21 protein-coding genes are annotated in these 22,727 nt (G+C 71.3%); 8 read left to right on the top strand and 13 right to left on the bottom strand.

The genetic code is table 11. From position 1 onward, the window contains the following. The first annotated feature begins 64 nt into the window (after positions 1-64). From ACH4D5_RS13650 to ACH4D5_RS13635, 4 genes are read left to right on the top strand one after another with little or no spacing between them, the layout of a single operon-like run. Positions 65-1,057: an ABC transporter ATP-binding protein gene (locus ACH4D5_RS13650; protein WP_398302600.1), complete on the top strand. Its 993-nt coding sequence runs from the start codon at positions 65-67 to the stop codon at positions 1,055-1,057. Next, positions 1,047-1,982: an ABC transporter permease gene (locus ACH4D5_RS13645; protein WP_398301733.1), complete on the top strand. Its 936-nt coding sequence runs from the start codon at positions 1,047-1,049 to the stop codon at positions 1,980-1,982. Before ACH4D5_RS13650 ends, ACH4D5_RS13645 begins: the two co-directional genes overlap by 11 nt. Next, positions 1,979-2,890, top strand: a complete 912-nt coding sequence (locus ACH4D5_RS13640; protein ID WP_398301731.1) for an ABC transporter ATP-binding protein — start codon at positions 1,979-1,981, stop codon at positions 2,888-2,890. The genes ACH4D5_RS13645 and ACH4D5_RS13640 overlap by 4 nt, the downstream gene beginning before the upstream one ends. Positions 2,891-2,902: 12 nt before the next feature. Next, complete coding sequence (locus ACH4D5_RS13635) at positions 2,903-3,622, top strand: ABC transporter permease (protein WP_398301730.1); 720 nt, start codon at positions 2,903-2,905, stop codon at positions 3,620-3,622. A gap of 71 nt (positions 3,623-3,693) precedes the next feature. Here the strand turns inward: ACH4D5_RS13635 and ACH4D5_RS13630 are convergent, their stop codons facing one another. From ACH4D5_RS13630 to ACH4D5_RS13590, 9 genes are all read right to left on the bottom strand, one after another. After that, positions 3,694-4,518 carry an HAD family hydrolase gene (locus ACH4D5_RS13630; protein WP_398301728.1) on the bottom strand — a complete coding sequence of 275 codons (825 nt, stop codon included), beginning with the start codon at positions 4,516-4,518 and terminating at the stop codon, positions 3,694-3,696. Further along, complete coding sequence (serS, locus tag ACH4D5_RS13625; protein WP_398301726.1) at positions 4,515-5,792, bottom strand: serine--tRNA ligase; 1,278 nt, start codon at positions 5,790-5,792, stop codon at positions 4,515-4,517. Before serS ends, ACH4D5_RS13630 begins: the two co-directional genes overlap by 4 nt. A 618-nt stretch (positions 5,793-6,410) precedes the next feature. Continuing rightward, on the bottom strand, positions 6,411-7,346 hold the full coding sequence (pheA, locus tag ACH4D5_RS13620; RefSeq protein ID WP_398301724.1) for a prephenate dehydratase: 936 nt from the start codon (positions 7,344-7,346) through the stop codon (positions 6,411-6,413). Positions 7,347-7,462: 116 nt separating this feature from the next. Then, positions 7,463-8,707, bottom strand: a complete 1,245-nt coding sequence (efeB, locus tag ACH4D5_RS13615; RefSeq protein WP_398301722.1) for an iron uptake transporter deferrochelatase/peroxidase subunit — start codon at positions 8,705-8,707, stop codon at positions 7,463-7,465. An 11-nt stretch (positions 8,708-8,718) separates the two neighbouring features. Continuing rightward, positions 8,719-10,686, bottom strand: a complete 1,968-nt coding sequence (locus tag ACH4D5_RS13610; protein WP_398301720.1) for a copper resistance CopC/CopD family protein — start codon at positions 10,684-10,686, stop codon at positions 8,719-8,721. A gap of 14 nt (positions 10,687-10,700) precedes the next feature. Further along, complete coding sequence (locus ACH4D5_RS13605) at positions 10,701-11,153, bottom strand: copper chaperone PCu(A)C (protein ID WP_398302598.1); 453 nt, start codon at positions 11,151-11,153, stop codon at positions 10,701-10,703. A gap of 41 nt (positions 11,154-11,194) precedes the next feature. After that, complete coding sequence (locus ACH4D5_RS13600) at positions 11,195-11,881, bottom strand: SCO family protein (RefSeq protein ID WP_398301718.1); 687 nt, start codon at positions 11,879-11,881, stop codon at positions 11,195-11,197. Between the two features lie 91 nt (positions 11,882-11,972). Further along, a complete protein-coding gene (locus tag ACH4D5_RS13595) occupies positions 11,973-12,695 on the bottom strand; it encodes a YcnI family protein (RefSeq protein ID WP_398301717.1) in 723 nt (240 codons plus the stop codon). Between the two features lie 143 nt (positions 12,696-12,838). Beyond that, the gene (locus tag ACH4D5_RS13590) at positions 12,839-13,735 is read right to left on the bottom strand and encodes a hypothetical protein (RefSeq protein ID WP_398301715.1); all 897 of its coding nucleotides are present in this window, start codon (positions 13,733-13,735) and stop codon (positions 12,839-12,841) included. Between the two features lie 250 nt (positions 13,736-13,985). Between ACH4D5_RS13590 and ACH4D5_RS13585 the strand changes: the two genes are divergently transcribed. Beyond that, on the top strand, positions 13,986-14,447 hold the full coding sequence (locus ACH4D5_RS13585) for an ATP-binding protein (RefSeq protein ID WP_398301713.1): 462 nt from the start codon (positions 13,986-13,988) through the stop codon (positions 14,445-14,447). Positions 14,448-14,505: 58 nt separating this feature from the next. Here the strand turns inward: ACH4D5_RS13585 and ACH4D5_RS13580 are convergent, their stop codons facing one another. After that, entirely contained in the window at positions 14,506-15,960 is a 1,455-nt protein-coding gene (locus ACH4D5_RS13580) for a PLP-dependent aminotransferase family protein (RefSeq protein ID WP_398301711.1), read from the bottom strand. 41 nt (positions 15,961-16,001) lie between these two features. On the opposite strand from ACH4D5_RS13580, the gene ACH4D5_RS13575 reads away from it, so the two are divergent. Further along, complete coding sequence (locus tag ACH4D5_RS13575) at positions 16,002-16,571, top strand: carboxymuconolactone decarboxylase family protein (RefSeq protein WP_398301709.1); 570 nt, start codon at positions 16,002-16,004, stop codon at positions 16,569-16,571. A 57-nt stretch (positions 16,572-16,628) separates the two neighbouring features. Here the strand turns inward: ACH4D5_RS13575 and ACH4D5_RS13570 are convergent, their stop codons facing one another. Then, a complete protein-coding gene (locus ACH4D5_RS13570) occupies positions 16,629-18,092 on the bottom strand; it encodes an aminopeptidase P family protein (RefSeq protein ID WP_398301708.1) in 1,464 nt (487 codons plus the stop codon). 100 nt (positions 18,093-18,192) lie between these two features. Continuing rightward, positions 18,193-19,728: a PP2C family protein-serine/threonine phosphatase gene (locus ACH4D5_RS13565; protein ID WP_398301706.1), complete on the bottom strand. Its 1,536-nt coding sequence runs from the start codon at positions 19,726-19,728 to the stop codon at positions 18,193-18,195. A gap of 453 nt (positions 19,729-20,181) precedes the next feature. Here ACH4D5_RS13565 and ACH4D5_RS13560 point away from each other — a divergent pair, with 453 nt between their 5' ends. Continuing rightward, positions 20,182-20,859 carry a bifunctional DNA primase/polymerase gene (locus ACH4D5_RS13560; RefSeq protein WP_398301704.1) on the top strand — a complete coding sequence of 226 codons (678 nt, stop codon included), beginning with the start codon at positions 20,182-20,184 and terminating at the stop codon, positions 20,857-20,859. Positions 20,860-20,914: 55 nt separating this feature from the next. Then, positions 20,915-21,466, top strand: a complete 552-nt coding sequence (locus ACH4D5_RS13555) for a hypothetical protein (protein ID WP_398301702.1) — start codon at positions 20,915-20,917, stop codon at positions 21,464-21,466. A gap of 240 nt (positions 21,467-21,706) precedes the next feature. Here the strand turns inward: ACH4D5_RS13555 and ACH4D5_RS13550 are convergent, their stop codons facing one another. After that, the gene (locus ACH4D5_RS13550) at positions 21,707-22,687 is read right to left on the bottom strand and encodes a DUF5926 family protein (RefSeq protein ID WP_398301700.1); all 981 of its coding nucleotides are present in this window, start codon (positions 22,685-22,687) and stop codon (positions 21,707-21,709) included. Between the last annotated feature and the right edge of the window lie 40 nt (positions 22,688-22,727).

Below are 22,727 nucleotides of genomic sequence, written 5' to 3'. Positions count from 1 at the left end.
GGCAGGGCAGGCCCTTGGTCTGACGCGCCGGTGTGGTCTGCGCCACTACCGTCGAAACGTGACTGTGATCGCGACCGAAAGCCTGAGCAAGCGGTTCCCGAGGGTGACCGCGCTTGACCGGCTCTCCATGGATATCGGGCCCGGTGTGACCGGACTCGTCGGAGCCAATGGAGCCGGCAAGTCCACACTGATCAAGATCCTGCTGGGTCTGTCCCCCGCCACGGAGGGCCGGGCCGCCGTGCTCGGCCTCGACGTCGCCACCCGCGGCGGCGAGATCCGCGAGCGCGTCGGGTACATGCCGGAGCACGACTGCCTGCCGCCCGACGTCTCGGCCACCGAGTTCGTCGTCCACATGGCGCGCATGTCGGGCCTCCCGCCGTCCGCGGCCCGCGAGCGCACCGCGGACACCCTGCGCCACGTCGGTCTCTACGAAGAGCGGTACCGCCCCATGGGCGGCTACTCGACCGGCATGAAGCAGCGGGTGAAGCTCGCCCAGGCCCTCGTCCACGACCCCCGACTGGTCTTCCTGGACGAGCCGACGAACGGCCTCGACCCGGTCGGCCGCGACGAGATGCTCGGCCTGATCCGCCGCGTCCACACCGACTTCGGCATCTCGGTCCTGGTGACCTCGCACCTGCTCGGCGAGCTGGAGCGCACCTGCGACCACGTCGTCGTCATCGACGGCGGCAAGCTCCTGCGGTCCAGCTCCACCACCGACTTCACCCAGACCACCACGACGCTCGCCGTCGAGGTCACGGACAGCGACCAACATCCCGACGGCACCCGGGCGTTGCGCGAAGCGTTGCGAGCGCGCGACATCGCCACGGAGACCGGCGGCGAACTGCCCGGCGCGGGACACACGATCCTGCTCACCGCGGAGGGCGAGGAGACGTACGACGTCGTGCGCGACCTCGTCGCCGACCTCGGCCTCGGCCTGATCCGGATGGAACAGCGCAGGCACCACATCGCGGAGGTCTTCAAGGACCAGGACGCGTCCAGGCCGGAGCCCGTCCCCGCGGCCGCACAGCAGACAGGAGGCCGACGCGATGAGCACTGAGTCCACCCGCAGCCCCGATCCCACCCGCGTCCCCGATCCCGCCCGGACCCCCGAGTCCACCCGGATCCACAACATCGGCTACCGGAACTACGACGGACCGCGCCTCGGCCGTGCCTACGCCCGCCGCTCGCTCTTCTCCCAGAGCCTGCGCGGCGCGTACGGCCTCGGCCGCTCCGCCAAGTCCAAGGTCCTGCCGATGATCCTCTTCGCGGTGATGTGCCTGCCCGCCGCGATCATGGTGGCGGTCGCCGTGGCCACCAAGGCCAAGGACCTCCCCCTCGACTACACGCGCTACGCGATCGTGTTGCAGGCCGTCATCAGCCTCTTCCTCGCCGCGCAGGCCCCGCAGACCGTCTCCCGCGACCTGCGCTTCAAGACAGTGCCGCTCTACTTCTCCCGGCCCATCGAGCGCGGTGACTACGTAGTGGCGAAGTTCGCCGCGATGACCTCGGCCCTCTTCGTCCTCACGGCCGCCCCCCTCCTCGTGCTCTACGTAGGGGCGCTGCTCGCCAAGCTCGACTTCGCCGACCAGACGAAGGGGTTCGCCCAGGGACTAGTCTCCGTGGCGCTGCTTTCCCTGCTCTTCTCCGGCATCGCACTCGTCATCTCGGCGATCACTCCCCGCCGCGGCTTCGGCATCGCCGCCGTCATCGCCGTCCTGACCATCACCTACGGAGCGGTGTCCACCGTCCAGGCGATCGCCCACGAACAGGGCAGCACCGACGCCATCGCCTGGCTGGGACTCTTCTCGCCGATCACGCTCATCGACGGCGTGCAGACCGCCTTCCTCGGCGCGACCTCCGCCTTCCCCGGAGGGGAAGGCCCTTCGTCCGGTGTCGGCGTCGTCTACGTCCTGGTCGTCCTCGGCCTCATCGCGGGCTGCTACGGCGCACTGTCGCGCCGCTACCGAAAGGTCGGGCTGTGAGCACGATCAACATCGACCACACCTCCCGCTGGTTCGGGAACGTGGTGGCGGTCAACGACATCACCATGAACATCGGCCCCGGCGTCACCGGGCTCCTCGGCCCGAACGGCGCGGGCAAGTCGACCCTCATCAACATGATGGGCGGTTTCCTTGCCCCCTCCACGGGCAGCGTCACCCTCGACGACCAGCCGATCTGGCGGAACGAGCAGATCTACAAGAACATCGGCATCGTCCCCGAGCGCGAGGCCATGTACGATTTCCTCACGGGCCGCGAGTTCGTCGTCGCCAACGCCGAGCTGCACGGCCTCGACGAGCGGGCCGCCAAGAAGGCGCTGGCCACGGTCGAGATGGAGTACGCGCAGGACCGGAAGATCTCCACGTACTCCAAGGGTATGCGGCAGCGCGTGAAGATGGCCTCCGCCCTGGTCCACGACCCGGCCGTACTGCTGCTCGACGAGCCCTTCAACGGCATGGACCCGCGCCAGCGCATGCAGCTGATGGAGCTCCTGCGGACCATGGGGGACCAGGGCCGCACGGTCCTGTTCTCCTCGCACATCCTCGAAGAGGTCGAGCAACTGGCCTCGCACATCGAGGTGATCGTCGCCGGACGGCACGCGGCGAGCGGCGACTTCCGCAGGATCCGCCGCCTGATGACCGACCGGCCCCACCGCTATCTGGTCCGCTCCAGCGACGACCGTGCGCTGGCCGCCGCGCTGATCGCCGACCCCTCGACGGCCGGCATCGAAGTCGACCTCAAGGAAGGCGCGTTGCGCATCCAGGCGGTCGACTTCGGCCGGTTCACGACGCTGCTGCCCCGGGTCGCCCGCGAGCACGGCATCCGGCTCCTGACGGTCTCGCCCTCGGACGAGTCCCTCGAGTCGGTCTTCTCCTACCTCGTCGCGGCCTGAAAGGGAGCCATCGTGTACAACCCCACAGTCGCCCGGCTCACCTACCGGGCCCTGCTCGGCCGCCGCCGGGCTCTGATCCTCTTCGCCCTGCCCGTCCTGCTGATCGCCATCTCCGCCGCCGTACGCGGCTTCAGCGGCGCCGACGACCAAGTGGCCGTCGACGTCCTCGGCGGCTTCGCGCTCGCCACCATGGTGCCGATCATCGGCGTCATCGCGGGCACGGGCGCCATCGGCCCGGAGATCGACGACGGATCGGTCGTCTATCTGCTGTCCAAGCCGGTCAAGCGACCCACGATCATCTTCACCAAGCTGATCGTCGCCATCGCCGTGACCATGGCTTTCTCCGCGATCCCCACCTTCATCTCGGGGATGATCCTGAACGGCAACGGCCAGCAGATCGCCATCGCCTACACCGTCGCGGCGCTGGTCGCCTCGATCACGTACGCCGCGATCTTCCTGCTGCTCGGCACGGTCACCCGGCACGCCGTGGTCTTCGGGCTCGTCTACGCCCTGGTCTGGGAGGCCCTCTTCGGGTCACTGGTCTCCGGGGCCCGCACGCTCAGCGTGCAGCAGTGGTCCCTCGCCGTGGCCCAGAAGGTCGGCGAGGGCGACCTGATCACCTCGGACGTCGGCCTGCCGGCCGCGACGGTCCTGCTGGTCGCGGTCACCGCGCTCGCCACCTGGTACGCGGGACAGAAGCTCAGGACGCTGAAGCTGGCCGGGGAGGAGTAGGCACAGCGGAGTGGCACGGAGGAGTGGCAAGCGCCCCGGACCGGATCCGGGGCGCGGCCGCGCGCCTCGGGTCAGCCGAGGAGGCGCTCCAGCACCACCGCGATGCCGTCCGCCTCGTTCGACGTCGTCACCTCGTCCGCCACGGCCTTGAGCTCGTCATGGGCGTTGGCCATGGCGACGCCGTGCGCGGACCAGGCGAACATCGGGATGTCGTTCGGCATGTCGCCGAAGGCGATCGTGTCCACGGCCTTCGCACCCAGTCGGCGTGCCGCCAGGGAGAGGCCCGTGGCCTTGGAGAGGCCGAGGGGCAGGAGCTCGACTATGCCCTCGCCCGCCATGGTCACGCCGACCAGGTCGCCCGCGACCTTGCGCGCCACCTCGGCGAGCGCGTCGTCGCTCAGACCGGGGTGCTGGATGTAGACCTTGTTCAGCGGGGCGGCCCACAGGTCGGCGACGTCCGTGAAGGGGACGGCCGGGAGCGGGCCGTCCTGGACCGCGTATCCCGGGCCGACCAGGACCTCGCCTTCGAGGCCGTCGCGGCTCGCCGCGAGGGCGAGCGGCCCGATCTCCGCCTCGATCTTGGCGAGCGCCAAGCCCGCCAGCTGCCGGTCGAGCGTCACGGAGGTGAGCAGGCGGTGCTCTCCCGCGTGGTAGACCTGCGCGCCCTGGCCGCACACCGCGAGGCCGTCGTAGCCGAGGTCGTCGAGGATGTGGCGGGTCCAGGGCACCGCACGGCCGGTGACGATGATGTGCGCCGCGCCCGCCGCGGTGGCCGCGGTGAGCGCCTGGCGCGTCCGTTCCGAAACCGTGTCGTCGGGGCGCAGCAGCGTCCCGTCGAGGTCGGTCGCGACCAGCTTGTACGGGAAGGAGGGCGTGACCGGAGCAGGGTGGCTCACTTGGCGATGGGCTCCAGGATCTCTCGGCCTCCGAGGTACGGACGGAGCACCTCGGGCACCACCACGGAGCCGTCGGCCTGCTGGTGGTTCTCCAGGAGGGCCACGATCGTGCGCGGGACGGCGCACAGCGTGCCGTTCAGTGTCGCGAGCGGCTGGATCTTCTTGCCGTCACGCATGCGCACCGAGAGGCGGCGGGCCTGGAAGCCGTCGCAGTTGGAGGCCGAGGTCAGCTCGCGGTACTTGCCCTGGGTGGGGATCCAGGCCTCGCAGTCGAACTTGCGGGAGGCCGACGCGCCGAGGTCGCCCGTCGCCACGTCGATCACCTGGAAGGGCAGGCCGAGGCCGGTCAGCCACTGCTTCTCCCACTCCAGGAGACGCTTGTGCTCGTTCTCCGCGTCGTCCGGGTCGACGTACGAGAACATCTCGACCTTGTCGAACTGGTGGACGCGGAAGATGCCGCGGGTGTCCTTGCCGTACGTGCCGGCCTCGCGGCGGAAACAGGGCGAGAAGCCCGCGTACCGCAGGGGCAGCTTGTCGGCGTCGATGATCTCGTCCATGTGGTACCCGGCGAGCGCGACCTCGGAGGTGCCGACCAGGTAGTAGTCGTCCTTCTCCAGGTGGTACACGTTCTCCGCGGCCTGGCCGAGGAAGCCGGTGCCCTCCATGGCGCGCGGGCGGACCAGGGCGGGCGTCAGCATCGGGATGAAGCCGGCCTCGGTGGCCTGCGCGATCGCGGCGTTCACCAGGGCGAGCTCCAGCAGGGCGCCGACACCGGTGAGGTAGTAGAAGCGCGAGCCGGAGACCTTCGCGCCGCGCTCGACGTCGATGGCACCGAGCGCCTCGCCGAGCTCCAGGTGATCCTTCGGCTCGAAGCCCTCGGCCGCGAAGTCGCGGGGGGTGCCGATCGTGTCGAGGACGACGAAGTCCTCTTCGCCGCCTACGGGAACGTCCGGGTGGACGAGATTGCCCAGCTGCTTGAGGAGGCGCTGGGTCTCCTCGTCGGCCTCGTTCTGGGCGGCGTCGGCGGCCTTGACCGCGGCGGAGAGCTCGCCCGCCTTCTTCAGGAGCTCCTGCTTCTCCTCGGGCGCGGCCTTGGGGATCAACTTGCCGAGCGCCCTCTGCTCGGAGCGGAGCTCGTCGAAGCGGAGCCCGGACGACCTGCGGCGCTCGTCGGCGGAGAGCAGGGCGTCGACAAGTGCGACGTCCTCTCCACGGGCGCGCTGGGAGGCGCGAACACGGTCGGGGTCCTCACGGAGCAGGCGAAGGTCAATCACCCCTCAAGGCTACCGGTGCGCGCTTCCGGCCCACGACTCCATATTCCATTGTGTACGTTATGCCCGGTTTGCCGGAATGTGAATTTCCGCTTCGGGGCGGCCGGAAAAGCTCCGTCCCGGGCAGTCCGACCCGCGGTCAATAAAAAGGGCACTATTCCCCGAAAGGGGGCAGAGCGTGTCTGCGGCCTTGACCGGAACCCCTTGCGGGAGACGGGACTTGGGCGGTCCGTCCACCGTGGTTGTCCACAGGAACCAGCGCCTCCGGACGGTTATCCACAGGGTGTGCGAAAGATCTGTGGATGTCGGAACGGGCCGTTTCCAAAGCCCCTCACACGCACGGGGAATCCCTTCCCAAACCACCCGCACACCCTCTTTCGAGTGGAAATGCCTCGCTCTAAAGAGTTGATCAATAGAAAAGAGTGGACGAGGGGTGACGTGCGGGCCTGTGGACGGACTTGGGGGCTGTGAGCCGATTTGTCGACCATGTCGCGCTTCGTTGTCGACTTGTCCCCAGGTCGAGACGCGCGCCTGTGGATAACTTCTGTGGACAACGTAAATCTGCAGGTAGGACCGCAGGAATGGCCGCAGGGACGCCACCAGAAGGTGGCGCGGGGCTGGCTAGAAACGGCCGTCCTGGCAGTGCGCCAGCCAGTCCGACGCCGCGATGAACTCGCTGTCCGTCGTGCCGGGCCGCAGCGGCCTGACGTCCTCTGTCGACACTCCGGCCCGCGGATACGAGCCGAGGAAGCGCACCTGCGGGCAGATCCGCTTGAGCCCCATCAGGGCCTCGCCGACCCGGCGGTCCGTGATGTGCCCCTCGGCGTCCACCGAGAAGCAGTAGTTGCCGATGCCCTGGCCCGTCGGTCGTGACTCGATGCGCATGAGGTTGACGCCCCGCACGGCGAATTCCTGGAGGAGTTCGAGCAGGGCACCGGGGTGGTCGTCGCCCAGCCAGATGACGACGGAGGTCTTGTCGGCCCCCGTCGGCGCGGCGGGGCGGGCCGGGCGGCCGACCAGCACGAAGCGGGTCTCGGCGTTCGCCGCGTCGTGGATCTCGCTGACCAGCGGTTCGAGGCCGTACGTCGCCGCCGCGAACTCACCCGCGAAGGCCGCGTCGAAGCGGCCCTCCTGGACCAGCCGGGCGCCGTCCGCGTTCGACGCCGCCGACTCCCACAGGGCGTCGGGCAGGTGCGCGGCCAGCCAGTTGCGGACCTGCGGCTGGGCCACGGGGTGGCCCGTCACCGTCTTGATGTCCTTGAGCTTCGTGCCGGACCGGACGAGCAGCGCGAAGGCGATCGGCAGCACGACCTCGCGATAGATCATCAGGGGGTCGCCCTTGGCGAGCTCGTCGACGGTGGTGGTGACGCCGCCCTCGACCGAGTTCTCGATCGGCACCAGCGCCGCCGCCGCCTCGCCGCCGCGGACCGCGTCCAGCGCGGCGGGCACGGAGACCATCGGGACGAGTTCCCGGGCGGCCGCCTCGGGCAGTGTGCGGAGAGCCGCCTCGGTGAAAGTGCCTTCGGGGCCCAGGTACGTATAGCGCGTCGCCGACATACCGTCACCCTAATGGGCCCGACGTGGCCCGGCTCACGCGTCTCACAGAGCGGCGCCCGCCTCACGCACACGCGTACGAAGGCCCTCTACGTAGACCGCCGACACCGCGCGCCGCCCTACGCCTCCAGGAGCCGCTGCCCCACGTACTCGCCCTTCGCCGCCCCGCCCGGCACCGCGTACAGGCCGCTCGCCTCGTGCCGGATGAACTCCGACAGGGCGTCGCCCCGGTCGAGCTTGCGCTGCACCGGGACGAAGCCGCGCATCGGGTCCGCCTGCCAGCAGACGAAGAGCAGCCCCGCGTCGGGCACCCCCTTGGCGTCGAAGCCGTCGTGGTACGAGAACGGGCGGCGCAGCATCGCGGCGCCGCCGTTCTGGTCGGGCCGGGTGATGCGGGCGTGCGCGTCGAGCGGGATGACGACCTTGCCGTCCGGGCCGGTCGCGTCGAGCTTCGGCTCGGTCGTCTCCGTACCGCCGGTCAGCGGTGAGCCGTCCGACTTGTGCCGTCCTATCACCGCCTCCTGCGCCTTCAGGTCCAGTTTCTCCCAGTCGTCGAGGAGCATCCGGATACGGCGTACGACTACGTAGGAGCCGCCCGCCATCCAGGAGGGGTCGCCGTCGCCCGGCACGAAGATCCGCTCGTCGAAGTCCTTCTCCGTCGGCTTGGGGTTGTTCGTGCCGTCGACCTGACCCATCAGGTTGCGGGTCGTCATCGGTCGCGCGGTCGCGCCCGGCGAGCGGTTGAAGCCGTTCATCTGCCAGCGCACCCGCGCGGTACCGGCCGCCTCCCGCTGGATCGCGCGCAGCGCGTGGAAGGCGACGAGCGAGTCGTTGGCGCCGATCTGCACCCACAGGTCACCGTTGCTGCGCGCCTTGTCGAGGTGGTCCGAGGAGAAGTCCGGCAGCGGGGCGAGGGCGGCAGGGCGCCGCTTCTCCAGGCCCGTGCGGGAGAAGAAGGAGGCACCGAAGCCGAACGTGACGGACAGCGAGGACGGGCCCGCGTCCCGGGCGACCGCCGTGTCCGCCCCGCCGGTCGGCTCTCCCGCCATCAGCCGCTCGGCCGTCGCCGACCAGCGGCGCAGCAGGGCCGCCGCCTCCTTGCGGCCCGCGCCCGCCGTCAGGTCGAACGCGACCAGGTGGCCACGGGCCTGGAGGGGCGTGGTGATGCCGGGCTGATGTTTCCCGTGAAACATCACCTGTTCGGCGCCCACGGAGGCGAGCTCCGTCCGCGACGCGCCGGCGGAGTCCGCCGAGGCGTCCGGGGCCGCCGCGTATCCGACGGCGCCGCCCGCCGCGCCGAGCGCGAGGCCCGTCGCGCCGGCGGTGCCGAGCAGCCGCCGCCTGGAAATCCCGTTGTCCGCCATGGTTGTTCCGTTCAGCCGATCTGCGCGTTCTTCTTCACGGTGACCTGGTCGATGTCGGAGGTCCGCACCGTCACCGCGATCTTCCACTTGCCTGCCATCGGGATCTGCACGCCGTTCGCGGTCCAGTGCCCGGTGGCGATGCGGTCCGGGGCGACGGGCAGCGGGCCGACGTCCTTCGACTCGAGGGTGAAGGAGACCTTCACCTCGGGGACGTCGAAGGCGCTGCCGTTGGGACGCTTCACATACAGGTGCAGGGTGTTGCTGCCACCGCGGCCGGGGTCGAGGTCCAGCTGGACGGCGCCCTTGCCGTCGGTGCCGCCCGTGTCGAAGGGCACCTTGAGCTTGAGCGGTCCGGAGCGCTGCGTCGCCGCCGCGGCGGTGGCGTTGGCGGCCTCCTCCTCGGTGCGGCCCGGCTCGGTGGTGGTGAGGAGGGTCGTCACGGCCAGCAGGACGACGGCGATGCCGGCTTCGGTGAGCACCGAGCGGCGCAGGCCCGAGCGGTGCGGGTCGGCGTCGCGGAGGCGCTTCTCGCGGGCGCTGTCCATGGCGGCCTGCTGGCGCGCCAGCTGGGCGGAGCGCTTGGGGTCGTCGCCCGCGTCTCCGGAGGAGGCCGGTACCGTGACCGGCTTCTTCTGGGTCTGCTTCGAAGCCTGCTTGGCCGACTGCTTCGCGCGCTGCTCGACGACCACGGCGGCCGCGCTCTCCGGAGCCATGCCGCCCGCCTCGGCGGCGATCCGTCCGGTCCACCGCCGCGAGACGGAGGCGACGCGCACCATGACGACGACCAGACCGATCTTGACGAGGAGCAGCTGTCCGTACGACGTGCCGGTCAGCGCCGACCACGAGCCGACCTGCCGCCACGACTGATAGGTGCCGGTCGCCGCCAGCACGACGACGCTGGTGAACGCCACGGTCGAGAACCGCTGCACGGCCGACGCCTCCACCGCGGTCGTGCGGAAGAGCGCGACGAGCAGCGACGCGAGTCCGCCGAGCCAGGCGGAGACGGCCAGCAGGTGCAGGACGTCGACGGGCATCGCGATGCCCGCCTGGATGCCGGTCGAGGCGTGCTCGGCCATCGCCCAGGTCGCCGCGATGCCGATGGCGACGACGGTGCCGCCGATGGCGAGCCCGAAGGTGAGGTCCTTCTTCTCCTTCGGGTCCTCACGCTTCTCGTACGCGCCGAAGAGCACCGCGATGAACAGCGCGGCGGCGGCGAGCAGCAGCAGCCGGGAGACCAGGGCGGCGCCCGTCTTGGTGTTGAGCACGTCGCCGAGCTTGCCCATGTCGAAGGCGTCGGCGAGCTTCCCTGAGCCGGTGTAGGGGGCGCGCAGGAGCAGCTGGACGAGAGTGGAGGCGGTGAGCGCGACCCAGCCGGCCGTCACCAGCCGCTGCACCGGCCGCGCCCCGGCGCCCCGCGGCCAGCAGCCGAGGACGAAGGCGGCGCCGCCGACGAGCAGGATGAACCCGGCGTACGAGAAGTAGCGCACGATGTCGTAGAGCGTGCCGACCAGGCCGCCGCCGGCCTCCTGGTCGGGCAGCGCGACCGTGGTGTCGGAGGGCGCGCCGATGGAGAAGGTGAAGGCACCGGCGACGGGGTGGCTGTCGGCGGAGACCACTTGGTAGGCGACGGTGAAGGTGCCGTCGGGCAGGCCCGGACGCAGCTTCACGCCGTACGTGTTGGCGCCCAGGTCCGTCGTCTTCTTGGTGTCGGCCCGCTTCCCGGACGGGTCGAGCACCCGCACCGAGCCGTCCGACATGGCGACCTTCTCCGAGAAGGTGAGCTTGACCTGGTCGGGGGCCTTGTCGACCACCGCTCCCTGCTTCGGGTCGCTGCCGGTCAGCGCGGCGTGCGCGGACGTGGGCCCGGCACCGGCGAGGAAGACGCCGGTCGCGGCGAGAAGCACCAGAAGGAGCCGCCAGAGGCGGGGAGCTGTACCGGCCCGGGAAACGCCCCTGGAGCGGGGAGCGATGGTCTGCATCAACGATCCGTCCCTCAGTGCGACTTGTGCTGCTTGGGGCTGTACGTCGCTTCCTTGACCGGAACCTCGACGGTGATCGGGTCCGACTTCTGGAAGTGCAGGGTCATGGCGATCTTCTCGCCCTGCTTCGGCTTGCGCTTGAGCTTTTCGAGCATCAGGTGGTTGCCGCCGCTGGCGAAGTCGAGCTCGCCGTTCGCGGGCACGTCGAAGGACTTCTCCTCCTTCATCGCGCCGCCCTTGGTGCTGTGGAGCGTGACGGCGCCCGCGATGTCGCTGGTGGCGGAGGTGAGCCGGTCGGCGCTGCCCTTGTTCGTCAGCGTGAAGAAGCCCGCCGCCATGTCGTCCATGGTGGGCTCGGGGACATAGGCCCCGCTGACCTTCAGCTCGGGCTTCTTCGGGGTGTCCCCGGAGCCGGAGCCCGAGTCGTCACCGCAGCCCGCGAGGGCCAGCGCGGCGGTCAGCGCCATGGCCCCTGCGGCGAGCGTGCGGTGCTTGGTGGTGCGGTGGTTCACGGGGTCTGTCCCTTGACGATCTTGGGCAGGTCCTGGGTGTAGTCGCCTGCGGTGGCCTTCTCGCTGTACAGGACGTATCCCGCGTCGGTCTTCGGGGAGAAGGCGAAGACCTGCGTGCCGTGCATCGAGACGATCTTGCCCTTCTTGTCCTTCTTGGACGGCTCGATGCTGATGGCGAGCTGGCGGGCGCCGGCCTGGATGGTGTCGAAGTCTCCCGTCAGGCCGATGAAGTCGGCGTCCACGCCCTTGAGCCACTTGCCGAGCTCGGCGGGGGTGTCGCGCTCGGGGTCGGTGGTCACGAAGACGACCTTCAGCTTGTCCTGGTCGGCCTTGGGCAGGGCCTTCTTGGCGACCGCGATGTTGTTCATCGTCAGCGGGCAGACGTCGGGGCAGTGCGTGTAGCCGAAGTAGATGAGTGTCGGCTGCCCCTTGGTCTCCTCGCGCAGGTCGTACTTCTTGCCGTGCGTGTCGGTGAGGACGAGGTCCGGCTTCTTGTACGGCTTGTCCAGGACCGTGGCGGCCTTGCCCGAGTCGGTCTCCACGGAGACCTCGGCGACCGGCTTCTTGTTGTCGTCACCACCGCCGCAGGCGGTCAGGGTGAGGGCGGCCACGGCCAGCAGGGCAGCGGCGGCGAGCTTCTTGTCGGTGCTCTTCGCATAGCTCTTCGAGCTCTTGGTGCGCATACGAAAATGTCCCAGATGTGAGGGGGGCCGGGGCGCACCGGGGCGGCTGTACGCCGCGCCGGTGCGCCCCGCGGGTGGCTAGGCCGGCGGCTCAGCCGGTGACGCGACGGCGGCCCGCGACCACGCCGAAGGCGAGGCCCGCGGCACCGATGACGATGCCGACGATGCCGAGGACGCGGGCGGTGGTGTCGCTGCTGTCGGAGTCGGACGACGCGCTCTCCGTGTCGTGCGACTTGTCGTCCGACTTCGCGGTGTCGGCGCCACCGCCGTGGCCGTCGGACGCGGCGGTCAGCGGGAGGGCGGGCGCCGGGTGCTCCGGCTCCTCCTGGCCCTTCTGCTGCGGCTCGATCCAGCGGACGACTTCCTTGTTGTCGTACGTCTGGACGGCCTTGAAGACGAGTTCGTCGGTGTCCTCGGGCAGCTGGCCCATCGAGACCGGGAACTTCTGGAAGGTGCCGGGCTGGATGCCCTTGCCGTCGGCGGTCCAGGTCACCTTGGTGACGGCCTCGTCGATCTTCTCGCCGTGGATCTCCAGCGGCTTGTCGAGCTTGCTCTTGGTGACCTTCGCGGTCCAGCCGGGGACGGGCTGCGTCATCACGGAGGCGAGCGGGTGGTCGGCCGGGAAGGAGACCTCGAGCTTGTTGGTCGAGGCGTCGTCCATCTCGTTCGGCACCTTGAAGTTGACCGTGGCGTACCCGCCCTTGGCGGCCTGGCCCTCGGGCGAGACGCTGACGTGCGCGAAGGCGGGCGCCGAGAGAACGAGGACGGCGGAGGCGGCGACGGTGCCGGCAGCGGCGATACGGGACATCTTCATGACAGGGACACTCCACTTTCGTCAGTGGTGATCAGTACGAGGGGTGAGCGCGGCCGCGTCGGGCACGCGCGCGTGCGCGCCGAGCGACCCCTCCGTACTGCGGTGTGGAGTGTTCTCCGTACAGCGGTGTGGAGTGTGTCGCGTCAGGCGGCGAGTTCGACGTCGTGGGCCCCGGCCGGGGGACCGCGCCTGATCACCGCGTCCTCCAGCGCGACGGTGCGCGGCTTCGGCGTCACGAGCAGCGTGGTGCGCGGAGGGCGCGGGCCGGTCGTCTCGGGCGCGCCGGGCAGACCCGCCCGCAGGGCGCGTACGAGAGTGAGAGCCGAGCGCAGGGAGCGTACGAGCGCCCCTTCCGCGACACCATGCGCTCCGTTGGCGAGCCGGACGAGGCGGAGCAGCGCGAGGTCGCCGCTGCGGAGCAGCCAGCCGGCGGCGAGGGCCGCGAGGATGTGGGCGACGAGCATGGGCAGGGACGGCACGAGCGCCATCGCGCCCGTCGACCCCATGCCACCGGTGTGCGACGCGCCGGCCGCGACCGAGTCCAGCGCGGTGTCCGCGGCCGCGGCGGCGGACCGGCCGTGCTGATGCCCGGCGGACTGACCCGCTCCGGAAGCGCCCGCGCCGCCGGGTCCGAGCCCGGCGGTGGTGAGGATCCGGTGGGCCTGCGCGGGCGTGATCGTCGCCGCGCCCGCCCCGCAGACCAGGCGTGCCGCCCGCTCCACCAGGGACGCGTCGCCGTTCATGGCGCTCGCCGCGCCCGCGCCGTGCTGGCCGAGACCGAACAGGGCGTGCAGAGCGAGCTGTCCCGTCGCGAGCAGCGCGGCGATTCCAGGCAGCGAGCGGGCCCGCCCGGCGAGCGGCAGCGCGACCGCGAGGACGACGAGGAAGCCCGCGCCCAGCGTCCACAGCGGGACGGCGACGCAGGAAGCGAGCACATGGCCCCCGGCGGACAGCACGACGCAGACCGCGGCGAACGTCGCGGCCCTCAGCAGCCGGAGGTCGGCTCCGTCGCGCGGCAGGCGCTGGTGGGGGGCAGTCATGGCCGGGCCATCATCGCACTGAGCCCGCCCCATGCGTACGGCAGGTCCGGAAGGTCCTGTTCCAGGTGATGGGTGCGGCTCTGGTGGGCCTGCGGCGGTGCGAGCGCCGTGTTCCGTCCCGCCGTCCTACACCGGCTGACGGGGGGCGCGCGTCCGCCGTATGGGCGGTCTCACGTCCTTCGGGCGCTTATTCGGGGGCGCGCGCGGCAATACGTATCGGTATGTCGAGCCGCAGCCAGGAGGCTGGAGCATGAGCATCTGGTGGTCTCTCCATTTGCGGCGCGAGGCCGCGAGCGTTCCGCTCGCCCGCCGGCTGCTGATCGGCACGATGGAGACGGCGGGCGTGGACCCCGACGTCTCCTACGATCTGTCGGTCGCCCTCAGCGAAGCGTGTGCCAACGCCGTCGAGCACGGCGGCGCCGGCGCGCCCGGAGCCGCACCGGGCGGCTACCGCGTCACGGCCTACCTGGACGGCGAGAAGTGCCGCATCGAGGTGGACGACTCCGGGCCCGGTTTTCCCGGCACGGCGCGCGGCTGTCCCGCGCCCCGGCCGCCCGCCGCGGAGACGGACGAGCACGGCCGGGGCCTGTGCCTGATCAGAGAACTCGCCGACCACGTCCACCTCGGCAACAAGCCGGGCAGGAGCGGTGCGGTGATCAGCTTCGACAAGATCCTCAAGTGGCGGGAGGACGCGCCGTTGATGACGGCGTGAGGAAGTGCCGACCTCTTGACCGGCTTCTGCACCGGACCGGCCTATTAACCGGACCGGCTTATTCACCGGCTTCCCCGTCGGCCGGTGGCAGCGCCCGCAGCAGCGCCTCCAACGCGGCCCCGTACGCGTGCTCCGTCGGCGTCGAGTACCCGACGACGAGACCGTCCCCGGCCGGCATCGTCGCCCCCGGGTGACGGAACGCGGCGAGCCCGTCCAGCGCGATCCCCTGCCAGGCCGCCGCCTTGACCGCGGACGCCTCCGTCCCGGGCGGCAGCCGCAGCACTGCGTGCAGGCCCGCCGCGATGCCGGTGGCCGTGATGTGCGGGGCGCGCTCGGCGAGAGCGGTGACGAGCCGGTCCCGACGGTGCCGGTAGCGCTGCCGCATCCGGCGGATGTGCCGGTCGTACTGTCCGGAGGCGATGAACTCGGCGAGCGTGAGCTGGTCGAGGACGCTCGCCCACGCCTCCCGCTCCCCCTTGGCGGCGAGCACGCCGTCGACGAGCTGCTCGGGCAGCACCATCCAGCCGATGCGTACCGCCGGGGAGAGGCTCTTGCTGACCGAGCCGAGGTAGACGACCCGTTCGGAATCCAAACCCTGTACGGCGCCGACCGGCTCACGGTCGTAACGGAACTCGCCGTCGTAGTCGTCCTCAAGGATGAGACCGCCGCTGCTACGGGCCCAGTCGACGACCGCCGCGCGCCGGGCGGGGTGGAGCGGGCCGCCGGTCGGGAACTGGTGTGCGGGCGTGAGCAGTACGCCGCGGACCCGCGGACCCTCCGCCAACTCCTCGACCCTGGCACCCTGTTCGTCCAGGCCCAGCGGTACGGTCCGCACGCCCGCGTCCGCCAGGATCTCCCGGTGGAACCCGAGCCCGTACGACTCCATGGCGAAGGACCCCCGCAGCACCGCGCCGCCCGCCCCGCGCGACCCCGCGAACAGCAGCCGAAGGGCGTGCGCGAACCCGGAGCAGACCACGATCCGTTCGGGGTCGGCGTGCACCCCGCGGGCCCGCGCCAGATAGTCGGCGAGCGCCCGGCGCAGCTCCACGCGGCCGCGCGGATCGCCGGGCCCGAAGGCCTCGTTGGGCGCGGCGGCCAGGGCGCGCCGGGCGGCCGCGAGCCAGGCCGTACGCGGGAAGGAGGCCGTATCGGGCGTGCCCTGGCGCAGGTTGTACGCGGGTGCGGCGGGGCGCGTCGGAGCGGGCTTCGGCTTGCGCGGGCGCTTGGGCGGCGCGGCCCGCTCGGCCACCCGCGTCCCCGACCCCTGCCGCGCCGTCAGCCAGCCCTCCGCGACCAGCTCCGCATAGGCGTCGGCGACTGTGTTGCGGGCCAGACCGAGGTCGGCGGCGAGCGAGCGGTAGGGCGGCAACCGGGTGCCCGGGGGGAGCCGCCCCTCGCGTACGGAGTCCCGCAGCGCACGGATGAGAACGGCGCGGCGACTGCCGGGACCGGAGAGGTCCAGGTGCAGGTCACTGCCGATGCGCTCCGCCAAATTGACCCATGATTCCGGCATGGAAATGCACCCTACGCGAGGTCTTTCCCGCCCCTAGATTCATGGTCATGACGAACAACGCGACCATCACGCAGACCGCGACCACGACCCCCACCGCCCCCATCACGCAGACCGCGCCCGCCCCCGCCACCAGCACCTCCGCCGCCCCCGCCGCCACCCCCCGCCTCAACTTCGCCCAGGCCGCCCCCAAGGCCTTCAAGGCCCTCATCGGCTTCGACGCCGCCGCCCGCGACGGCCTCGACCCGGCCCTGGTCGAACTGATCCAGATCCGCGCCTCGCTCCTCAACGGCTGCGCCTACTGCCTCCACATGCACACCTCCGACGCCCGCAAGGCCGGCGAGGACGAGGCACGCCTGCACATGATCGGCGTGTGGCGCGAGGCCCGGAACTTCTTCACCGCGAAGGAGCAGGCGGCCCTCGCCCTGACCGAGTCGGTCACGCTCGTCTCCCAGGGCGGCGTCCCGGACGACGTCTACGTAGAGGCCACTCGGCACTTCGACGAGTCCGAACTGGCCCGCGTCCTCGCCCTGATCTTCACCATCAACACCTGGAACCGCATCGCCCTGAGCACCGCCAAGGTCGCGGGCGAGGACGAGCGGGTGGCCCACTGAGGCACGCCGAAGGGCCGGCCCCCGCGGGGAACCGGCCCTTCGTCACGCGTGTGCGGGTCAGCCCTTGAGCCGCGCCATCCACGCCTCGACCTCGTCGGACGTACGCGGCAGAGCGGCCGACAGGTTCTTGTTGCCGTCCTCCGTGACGAGGATGTCGTCCTCGATCCGGACACCGATGCCGCGGTACTCCTCCGGCACGGTCAGGTCGTCCGCCTGGAAGTACAGACCGGGCTCGACCGTCAGGCACATGCCGGGCTCCAGCGTGCCGTCCACGTACGTCTCGGTGCGCGCGGCGGCGCAGTCGTGGACGTCCATGCCGAGCATGTGGCCGGTGCCGTGCAGCGTCCAGCGGCGCTGCAGACCCAGCTCCAGGACGCGCTCGACGGGACCCTCGACGAGGCCCCACTCGACGAGCTTCTCGGCGAGCACGCGCTGCGCCGCGTCGTGGAAGTCGCGGTACTTGGCACCCGGCTTCACCGCCGCGATGCCGGCCTCCTGGGCCTCGTACACGGCGTCGTAGATCTTCTTCTGGAGCTCGGTGTAGCGGCCGTTGATCGGCAGGGTCCGCGTGATGTCCGCCGTGTAGTACGTGTGGGTCTCCACACCGGCGTCGAGCAGGAGCAGGTCGCCCGAGCGGACGGGGCCGTCGTTGCGCACCCAGTGCAGCGTGGTCGCGTGCGGACCCGCGGCACAGATGGAGCCGTAGCCGATGTCGTTGCCCTCGACGCGGGCGCGCAGGAAGAACGTGCCCTCGATGTAGCGCTCGCTGGTGGCCTCGGCCTTGTCGAGGACCTTCACGACGTCCTCGAAGCCGCGGGCGGTCGAGTCGCAGGCCTTCTGCAGCTCGCCGATCTCGAACTCGTCCTTGACGAGGCGGGCCTCGGAGAGGAAGACGCGCAGCTCCTCGTCGCGCTCGGCGGTGACCTTGTCGGTCAGGGCCGCCTCGATGCCGGCGTCGTAACCGCGCACGACGCGGACCGGGCCGGTCGCCTCGCGCAGCTTGCCGGCCAGCTCGCGCACGTCGGAGGCGGGGATGCCGTACAGCTTCTCGGCCTCGGTGAGGGAGTGCCGGCGGCCGACCCAGAGCTCGCCCTGCCCGTCCAGCCAGAACTCGCCGTTCTCGCGGTTGGAGCGCGGCAGGAGGTAGATGGTCGCGTCGTGGCCGCCGCCGCTCCTCGGCTCCATGACGAGGACGCCGTCCTCGGTCTGGTTGCCCGACAGGTACGCGTACTCGACGGAGGCGCGGAAGGCGTACTCGGTGTCGTTCGAACGGGTCTTCAGGTTGCCCGCGGGGATCACCAGGCGCTCGCCCGGGAAGCGCGCGGAGAGCGCGGCGCGACGGGCGGCGGTGTGCTCGGCCTGGGCGATCGGCTGCAGGTCGTGCAGCTCGGTGTCGGCCCAGCCGGACTTCATGTTCTCGGCGAGCTCATCGGAAACGCCCGGGTACAGGCCGTTCTTGCGCTGCTTGATCGGCTCTTCTTCGGTCTCTTCCGGGTTCGCCGGGTTGAGCGCCTCCGACACGATCTGCCTCCTATGTACGACACTGGGCCGTCCTCCATCGTACGGGCGTACGGAAGGGGACCCAGGGCCAGAAGGCCACTTACCGATAGTGCCCGCAGCCTCACTCGAAGCGGGCGGCGAGCAGCACCACGTCCTCCTCGCTGTCCACGGCGTCGAGCCCGTCGGGCAGGACGGCGTGCAGCACGTGGTCGGCGATCGCACCGGGGTCGTCCCTGATGGCCCTCGGCACGCTCGCCGCCGCCGCGTGCAGCCGCGCGAAGGCCCGGTCCATCGGGTCGCCGGTGCGGTGCAGGAGCCCGTCGGTGTAGAGAAGCACCGTTTCTCCCGGCTCGGGGCTGAGCTCCACGCTCGGCGCCTCCCAGCAGGCGAGCATGCCGAGCGGCGCGGACAGGGAGGTCTCCACGAACTCCGTGCGGCGCTCCCCGATGATCAGCGGCGGGCTGTGTCCGGCCCCGGCGAGCACCACCTTGCGCAGGGCGGGCTCGCAGTACGCGAAGAGCGCGGTCGCCGACCGCGCGGGCTCGGTGAGCCGCAGCAGCAGCTCCAGATCGGAGAGCACGGCGACGGGGTCCTCGCCCTCCATCACGGCGTACGCCCGCAGGGACGCCCGCAGGCGCCCCATCGCGGCCACCGCGCTCGGCCCCGACCCGGTCACGGAGCCCACCGCGAGGCCCAGCGCCGCGTCGGGCAGCGGCAGCGCGTCGTGCCAGTCGCCGCCGCCGCGCGGTCCCGTGCGGTGCCGGGCGGCGAGCTGCACCCCGGCGACCCGGGGCAGCCGCGACGGCATGAGCTCCTCGCGCAGGGTGGCGTCGGTCGTGCGGGCGCGGTCCAGTTCGAGCAGCCGCGCCACGTGCTCGCCGGCCTGCCGGGCGTAGAGCCCGACGAGGTGGCGTCTGCGCTCGTCCGGCTCGGCGGGCTCGTCGTACAGCCAGGCGGCGGCGCCGAGCCGGCCCGCCGTCTCGGTGGCGAGGGGGAGGGCGTAACTGGCGGCGTAGCCGATGCGGTGGGCGACCTCGCGGTGCAGCGGGTCGAGGCCCTCCTCGGCGAGCAGGTCGGGCTGCGCGATCTCCACCGGCACGGCACCCGGCCGGCCCTCGGGGGCGTCCAGGATCCTGCCGTACGAGGTGGCCGCGCGCGGCACCGTCTCGATGTGCCCGAGGTCGGCGCGGGCCAGGCCGAGGCCGACGGTGGTGTCGGGCCCGAGGCCGTCGGCGGGTTCGACGACGGCGAGTCCGCGCCGCGCGCCCACCAGGGCGGCACCGGCGCGCAGGAGCTCCCGCAGCGCCTCGTCGAGGGTGCCCGTGCGGGCGAGCCGCTCGGTGAGTTCGTGCAGCGTGGTGAGGTCGGAGACCCAGCCGGCGAGCCGGTCCTGGAGCACGGCGCAGGGCGCGCTCGGTACGGAAGGGCCCTCCGGGGGTGCTGCGGCGGGCGGGGTCTGCGCGGTGGGCGCGACAGTGTGGGCCGGTGGCGGAACTGTTGAATCGATTCCGGCCACTTTCGGGAGGTGCGGGGCGTTCATGGCTGACGGCTTTCCGGCCGGTGCGTAATGCTCGATAGCATCGCAAACCCCCATGTCATTATGCGCCGCTAGCAATGTCTCCAGATGTACACGCCCTGGTGAGGGGATGTCCAGCATTGTCCTGCGGGGATTCCTGGTGTCCGAGGTATTTGCGAGAGCTGTAAAAGATCTTGTTAAGTTGGCTGAAAACAGCGCCGGGTTAGGGCATATTAGGGTCGACTGACGTTGTTCGGTAGAGCGTTGCAGTGGTCGCGCTGGGTACGTACTCAGTGATGGCCAGGGGCAGTTGGGGTCCGTCCGGAACCTGACCAAGGACCCGGGCGTCCTCATTCACGACGACCGTGCCCCATCCTCCCGTGGCGGAGGCGGCAAGCAATATCGCGGGACGGCAAACGCCAGGCGCCGCCACCCCACGCCACGTCAACGCTCGGTTCAGAGTGGTTCCCCATGCCGCAGGCTGGGGTCGGATGTGCCAGTTCGTACGTACAGCGAAGTGATCCACACATGGTGTGATGTGGCCCGCAGTCTCCCCGGCTAACGCCGGCGTGCAACGGAAAGGAACGAGCGCTCATGCGCGAGATCCTCGGAAGGCGACGCAGGCTCCTGTCCTGGCGAATCGGAAGGAAGCCCGGCCGGAGTGCCGGACAGCTCGGCGCGGCTCTGACCTTCGCGACCGCATGGCGGTGGCCCGTACTGCCAGGAGTCGGTCTCGACCGGCGCGACGGCAGCCGGTGCTCCTGCCCCGACCCCGACTGCGCGGTACCGGGCGCGCACCCCCTGGACCCCGGCCTCCTCGCCGCCACCACCGACGAGCGGATGGTCCGCTGGTGGTGGACCAACCGACCCGGCGCACCCGTCGTACTCGCCACCGGAGGCCGCGCCCCGTGCGCCGTGAGCCTCCCCGCGGAAGCGGGCGCACGCGCCCTCGCCGCACTCGACGAGGCCGGCATCAGGCTCGGCCCGGTGGTCGCCACCGAGGCCAGACTCCATCTGCTCGTCGCGCCGTACTCCATGGCCCAGTTGGGCGAGCTCCTCTATGCCAAGGACTGCGTCCCGGGCTCGCTCCGCTTCCACGGCGAGGGCGGCTATCTCGCCCTGCCGCCCTCCGACACGGGACAGGGCCGGGTGCGCTGGGAGCGCGCCCCGCTGCCCGGCTCCGCCGCCCCCTGGGTGCCGGACGTCGAAGCGGTGGTGGACGCCGTGGTGGACGCGCTCACTCGTACGGGTGTGAGCGCCCCCGAGTTGTAGGGGAATCGGGCGCGCGGCGAGCAGGCCGCGCGCCCGCGGTCGTTATCTTCGGCTCATGCAACCCCGCCTGATCGTGCTCCTGGGCATCGTGGCCGTCACGGCCCTCCTGCCGCTCGCGGGCGCGTCCGCGGGACCGGTCGGCGACCGTGACGCGAAGTCGCCCCTCCCCTCCCCGTCGCCCCCTCCCTCGAACGCCTCTTCGGGGGAGCGTCGGGCGGCGGAGACGGGTCCGGAGTCCTCGTTGCTCACGGGTCTCGGAGCGGCCACCGCCGCCCGGTGCGGCCCCGAACTCTCCTCGCCCGACGGCCTCGAAGCGCAGACCTGTGTCCTCACGCTGGGCCGCGACACCTGGGCGCGTACCTATTACCGCAATGCCACCGGCGAGGAGCTGACCGCGGTCCTGACCCTGATGGGCCCGGACGCGCGCACCGTACAGCTGTACTGCGAGGTGGCGGCGGGGGACGAACCGGCAGCGTGCGAGACCCCGCGCGAGCGGTCGGCGGGCGATGCGACGGCGTACTCGGCGGTGGCGGAGTACGCGGCGGGCGAAGCGGAAGGGCTGCTGCTGCGGGCGGGCAGCAACTCGGCATCGCCGCAGGACAGTTGAGTCCTGAACCGGTCTCCGGGCGCAAAAGGGCCCGGTTGCTGGCGACGGGGGATGCACCAGCAACCGGGCTACCTGAACGGTAACAAGAGATCGGCTCCTGGCAAATTCGATCCCAGTTATCCGGACAGCGATTTATCCGTGACTACGGGAAGCCGTGACAGGAGCCACGCATTCCACTTCGTGTCGTACCGACTGACTGGTGGGTCAGTCGGTACGGCACGGTCAGTCGGGCAGCGCGCTTCAGCTGAGCGTCACCTGACGGTTGGTGAGACCACCGCGCGCCCGGCGCTCGTCCGCGGTCAGCGGGGCGTCCGAGGCGAGCGCCGCCGCCAGCCGCTCGGCGAACTCCGCGGCGGGCTTCTCGACGTCCGCGGCGGAGACCCCGGTCGGCAGGTCCCACACCGGCACGGTCAGGCCGTGCGCCCGGAAGGAGCCGACCAGGCGCGTGCCCTCGCCGAGGCTCGACGTGCCGGCCGCGTGCAGCCGGGCCAGCGCGTCCAGAAGCTTCTCCTCGGGGTGCGGCATGACCCAGCGGAGGTGGTTCTTCTCCGGGGTCTCGCACCAGTACGCGGCGTCGACACCGGTCAGCTTCGCCGTCGGGATGGCGGCGTCGTTCGCCCGCTCGAGGGACGCGGCCACCTCCGGCGTGGCGTTGTCCGCGTCCGGCACCCAGAACTCGAAGCCCGGGTGCACGACCGGCTCGAACGCGCCCTCCGGGTCGAGCAGGTCCTGCAGCCGAGGACCGTCGGCCGGCGCGCGGCGGCCCTTCACCGGCGTGCCGGGGTCGGCCTCCAGGGCGCGCTGCAGCGTGTCGGCGAGGTCGCGGCTGATGTCACCGGACGAGGTGTCGTTCTGCAGGCCGATCAGGACCGAACCGTCGTCGCGGCGCAGCGCGGGCCAGGCCATCGGCAGCACGGTGGCGAGGGAGACCGAGGGGATGCCCTCGGGGAGGCCGCCCTTGAGCGTCAGCTCGACCGTGGCGGCGGGGACCAGCTCGCGCAGCGCGACCCAGTCGCACTCGCTGGGCAGGCCTTCGAAGGGGCGCTGCACCAGCTCGGTCACCGCGTGCGCGGCGGCCCGGCCGTGACAGGCCTTGTAGCGGCGGCCCGAGCCGCAGGGGCAGGGTTCACGGGCGCCGACGACGGGAATCTCCCCGTCGCCGGGGCCGCCCTTGAGCTGCGGCTGCTGCTTGCCCTTGGGCTGGGGGCGCTTCTTGGCCATCTTGGGTGTCTCCCGGCTACGGCTCTCTTGCGTACGGGCG

It is taken from the genome of Streptomyces sp. NPDC018029 (genome assembly GCF_044327655.1).
Lineage (GTDB): Bacteria > Actinomycetota > Actinomycetes > Streptomycetales > Streptomycetaceae > Streptomyces.
The sequence above is the reverse complement of the archived record's forward strand: the minus strand, read 5'-3'. Positions and strand labels throughout refer to the sequence as shown.